We start from the raw sequence: 4914 nt of genomic DNA on the forward strand, positions 1-4914 counted from the left end.
TCGCCCCACCACGCTGCGCCAACTCCACCAACCGCGCATGCGTACCAGCACCCACCCGCACCGAAGCCGTACCACCACGGAACGACGACACACCCGGCCGCCGACGATCCACCGGCAACACCAGCTCGTCGGGGATGCCGGCCAACGCGCCTCGCCAGTAGTCGAGCTGCCTGCCGATCAGGCTGTTCTCGTCGCCCAGTTCGCCGAGGACTTCGCGCTGCCAGAGCGCGTAGTCCGCGTACTGCACGGGCAGCGGCTGCCAGCCGGGGGCCCGGCCGGCGCTGCGGGCCGCGTAGGCGGTGCCGAGGTCGCGCGTCAGCACTCCGGTGGACCAGCCGTCCGAGGCGACGTGATGGATCACGATCAGCAGCACATGCTCCGTGGGGCCGGTCATCAGCAGCCTTGCCCGCCAGGGCAGATCGACGCTGAGGTCGAAGCCCTGGCCGGCGTGCGCGGCGAGCACGGATTCGAGTTCGCTCTCGTGGGTCTCGACCGCGATGAGCGGCGGACGTCCGGCCGCGCCTTCCAGGATGTGCTGGCGCGGGGTGCCGTCGGTCTCGGGGAAGACGGTCCGCAGGCTCTCGTGCCGGTCGGCCACATCGCCGAGAGCCGCCTCCAGCGCGACCACGTCCAGCTCGCCCGAGAGCCGCAGGGTCAGCGGCATGTTGTAGCCCGCGCCCTCGCCGACGCCCTCCAGCCGGTTGAGGAACCACATCCGCTGCTGCGCGTAGGACAGCGGCAGCACATCCGGCCGCTCCCGGCGCGCCAGCGCGATACGGGTCTCCCCGCCCGTGCCGTCGATCAGGCCGGCCAGCCCCGCCACGGTGGCTGCGGTGAACAGATCCCGGATGCTGACCTCGGTGTCGAGTACGGCGCGGACCCGGGCGATCAGCCGCATCGCGAGCAGCGAGTCACCGCCCAGTTCAAAGAACGACACCTCGGCACCGACCCGGTCCAGGCCCAACACCTCGGCGAACAGCCCGCACAGCACCTCTTCCATGAGCGTGGCGGGCCCCCGGCCGCCTGCCGCACCGTCGAACTCGGGCGCGGGCAGAGCCGTACGGTTCAACTTGCCGTTGACGGTCAGCGGGAGGGCCTCCAGGACGACGACCGCCGCCGGAACCATGTACTCCGGCAGCCGGTCCCCCACGAACCGCTTGAGCACCTCGACATCAAAACTGTCGGCGGTCGTGGGCACGGCGTAAGCGACCAGACGCTTGTCACCCGGCCGGTCCTCACGCACCACCACCGCGACCTGACCGACACTCTCGTGCGCCGCGAGGACGGACTCCACCTCACCGGGCTCGACACGGAACCCACGGATCTTCACCTGCTCATCCGCCCGACCCACGAACCACAGCTGACCGTCCGCACTCCAACGAGCCAGGTCACCCGAGCGATACATCCGCCCGCCGAACGGGCTCGCCACGAAACGCTCCGCCGTCAGATCCGCACGCCCCGCATAACCCCGGGCCAGGCCATCACCCGAGACGTACAGCTCACCCGTCACACCCACCGGAACCGGCTGGAGGAAGTCGTCCAGGACGAAGACCCGGGCATTGCCGATCGGGCGGCCGATCGCCGGAGGCTGATCGTCGGGGGTCATCCCGGCGTCGAGAGGAACGGCGGTGGTGATGACGGTCGCCTCGGTCGGACCGTAGGTGTTCCAGACCCGCGAACCAGCGAGCCACCGACTCGCCAGATCGGCATTGAGCCGCTCGGCGCCGAGGACCCAGTTCCGTACACCGGGCACCGCCGCCGGATCCAGCACACCCAGCAGTGAGGGGACGACGCTCGCGACCTCGACACCCGAGGCACGGATCATCTCCGCCAGGGCCTCGGGCTCCCGGCGCTCCTCGCTCGACGCGATCGCGAGCGTTCCACCGGCGGCGAGAGTGACCGCGACATCGAGCACGGCCGCGTCGAAGCTGAACGACGCGAACTGAAGCGCCACCACCCCTTCGCCCATGCCGAGCACCGGGCGCATCACCTGCGCGAGGTTCGCCACCCCGCCATGAGCGACCGCCACACCCTTCGGACGACCCGTCGAACCCGAGGTGTAAATCACGTACGCCAGCTGCTCGGAAGTCACCGTGGTGACCGGCGCGGCCGAGGACTGTGCCGCGATCCGCTCGCCGAGCCGGTCGAGCAGCATCACCGGGGTGTCCTCCACCGGCACATCCGTCATCGTGTCCCCGGTGCTCAGCACGACCACCGCGCCGCTGTCCGCGATCATGTACGCGAGACGGTCCGCCGGGTGCTCCGGGTCGAGCGGTACGTACGCCCCGCCGGCCTTCCAGACCGCGAGCAGCGCCACCACCATGTCGATCCCGCGCGGCAGGCACAGACCCGCCACCCGCTCCCGACCCACACCCGCGTCAGTCAGGACGTGCGCCAGCCGATTGGCACGCGCGTCCAGTTCCTCGTACGAGAGAACGTCCGCACCGGACCGGACCGCCGGTACCCCGGGCGCGCTCGCGACACGCGCCGCGAACAGGTCCGGCACCAGGCCCGCTTCGATCGGCCGCGCGGTGTCGTTCCACTCCGACACCAGCCGCGACCGCTCGGCTCCGTCCAGTACCTCGATCTGGCTGAGCAGGGCGTCCGGGGCCGTCGCCATCTGTTCCAGCAGCCGCAGCAGCCGGTCGAGGATGCGCTGTGCCTCGTCGGCGGTGAACAGATCGGGACGGTAGGTGAGGCGCATGGCCAGACCGCCGATCGGCCCCGCCACGAGTCCGAGCGGGAAGTTGATCGACTCCCGGATCCCGGAGTCGAACACCCGGAGTCCGCCCGGGCCGGGCATCGGCGAGTCCGTCTCCGAGTCCGTGCCCGTGTCCGGCGGCGCTTCCTGGTTGCCGCCCGACGGGAAGTTCTCGAAAGCCATGATCGTGTCGAAGGTGGCTCCCGCGCCCGCCAGGCGCTGGATGTCGCTCAGGCTCAAATACTGGTAGTCCATCAGCGCGGACTGCTCGGCCTGGAGCTCCACCAGCATGCCCGCCACCGTCTGCGCGGGGTCGAACCGTACGCGCACCGGAACGGTGTTGATGAACAGACCCAGCATCGACTCCATGCCCGGCAGCTCGGCGGGCCGCCCCGCGACGCTCGCGCCGAACACCACGTCCCGACGGCCCGTGAGCTTGCCGATCAGCAGCGCCCACGCCGCCTGGACCACCGTGTTCAGGGTCACCCCCTGGATCCGGACCAGCTCGCGCAGGGCCTCGTCCAGAGCGGGATCCGCCTCGCCGATGACCACTTCGCCGTGCACCAGCTCGGCGTCCCGGTCGACGGGAGCGATGAGGCTCGGCTCTTCGACGTCCGCGAGCGCCTCCCGCCATGCCTCCTGGGCGGCTTCCCTGTCCTGACGGGACAGCCACTCCAGATAGTCACGGAACGGAGTGACCGCGGGAAGGCCGCTCGTGCTGCCGCCGGCCTCGTACGCCGTCCACAGCTCCTGCATCAGGATCGGCAGCGACCAGCCGTCCAGCGCGATGTGATGCAGCGTGATCATCATGCGGAACCGCTCACCACCCAGCTTGACCAGGGCGACCTTGACCAGCGGTGGCGCTGTGAGATCGAAGCGGCGGGCGCGTTCCTCCAGGCCGAGCCGCTCGGCCTCGGCCGCCTTCTCGTCGTCCGCGAGGCCGGAGATGTCCTCCTCGCGCCAGGGCATGACCACATGGCGGGTGACCACCTGGACCGGCTGGTCCACACCCGGCAGCTGATGGAAACCGGCCCGCAGGCTGGCGTGCCGGTCCAACAGCGCCTGCCAGGACGCCCGCAGCGCCACCGGGTCCAGCGGGCCTTCGAGCCCCATGTCGAGCTGCTCGACATAGACGTCCGTGCCCTGCTCATCAAAGAGGGCGTGGAACAGCAGCCCCTCCTGGAGCGGGGAGACCGGCAGGACGTCGACCAGCCCCGGAACCTCCGCCTCCAACTCTTCGATCCGTGTCTGGTCGAGCGTCACGAGCGAGAAGTCCGACGGGGTGTGACCGCCGCCCTCCGAATCGGCCGTGTGGGTCACGAGCCCGGTCAGCATCGCCGCCCATCCGTCGAGCAGCCGGGTGACGGCCTCCTCGTCCCACAGCCGCTCCGGCCAGAGGAGAGTCAGCGTCAGCTCGGGCCCCTCGGGCAGATCCCGTACGACGCCCATGACCTCCAGCGCGTGCATGACCTGGTAATCCCCACCCAGGCTCACATCGCCGCCGCCGTCGCGGGGCGGGGTCCAGCCGGCCGGGGCTCCCTTGGCGGGGGTCGCGGGAGCGGAGACGGAGAACCGTCCGAGGTAGTTGAAGCCGATCTGGGCCGAGGGCAGCGCGGCGAGTTCGGGTGCCGCTTCGGGGTTGAGATAGCGCAGTACGCCGTAGCCGAGGCCGTCGCCGGGGACCGCCCGCACCTGCTCCTTGACCCGCTTCAGCACCCGCCCGGCCGCCGGGCCGCCTTCCCTGATCTCCGTCAGATCCGCCGATCCGACATCCAGCCGTACGGGATGGCTGCTCGTGAACCAGCCCACCGTCCGCGACAGATCGTCAGCGTCGCTGAGAGGGACCCGGCCGTGGCCTTCGAGGTCCACCAGGATCGCGCTGCCGGCGGGGGTGTGCTGAGTGTTCCGCCACTCGGCGACGGCCGCCGTCAGCCCGGTCAGCAGCACATCGTCAATGCCCGCGTGGAACGCCGTCGGAACGCTGGTGAGCAGTTCGGACGTCACCTCGATGGGGACCCGTACCGACACCTGTCGCAGGGTCTTCTGGAGGTCGCGTTCGGGGTCGACCGGCTCTGTTGTGAGGAGTGGGTCCGGGCCCTGGAGGAAGTCGACCCACTGGGCCACTTCGGTGAGCCGGTCTTCGCTTCCGGCCTGTTCGGCGAGTTCACGCGCCCAGTGCCGGAAGGAGGTCGGTACGGGTTCGAGCGCGGCCT

1 protein-coding gene is annotated in these 4914 nt (G+C 70.4%); it reads right to left on the minus strand.

Annotated elements, in window-relative coordinates; genetic code table 11:
* A partial coding sequence (locus ABD371_RS35585) for an amino acid adenylation domain-containing protein (RefSeq protein WP_344486873.1) occupies positions 1-4914 on the minus strand: 4914 nt, incomplete at both ends.

Source organism: Streptomyces amakusaensis (genome assembly GCF_039532665.1).
GTDB lineage: Bacteria > Actinomycetota > Actinomycetes > Streptomycetales > Streptomycetaceae > Streptomyces > Streptomyces amakusaensis.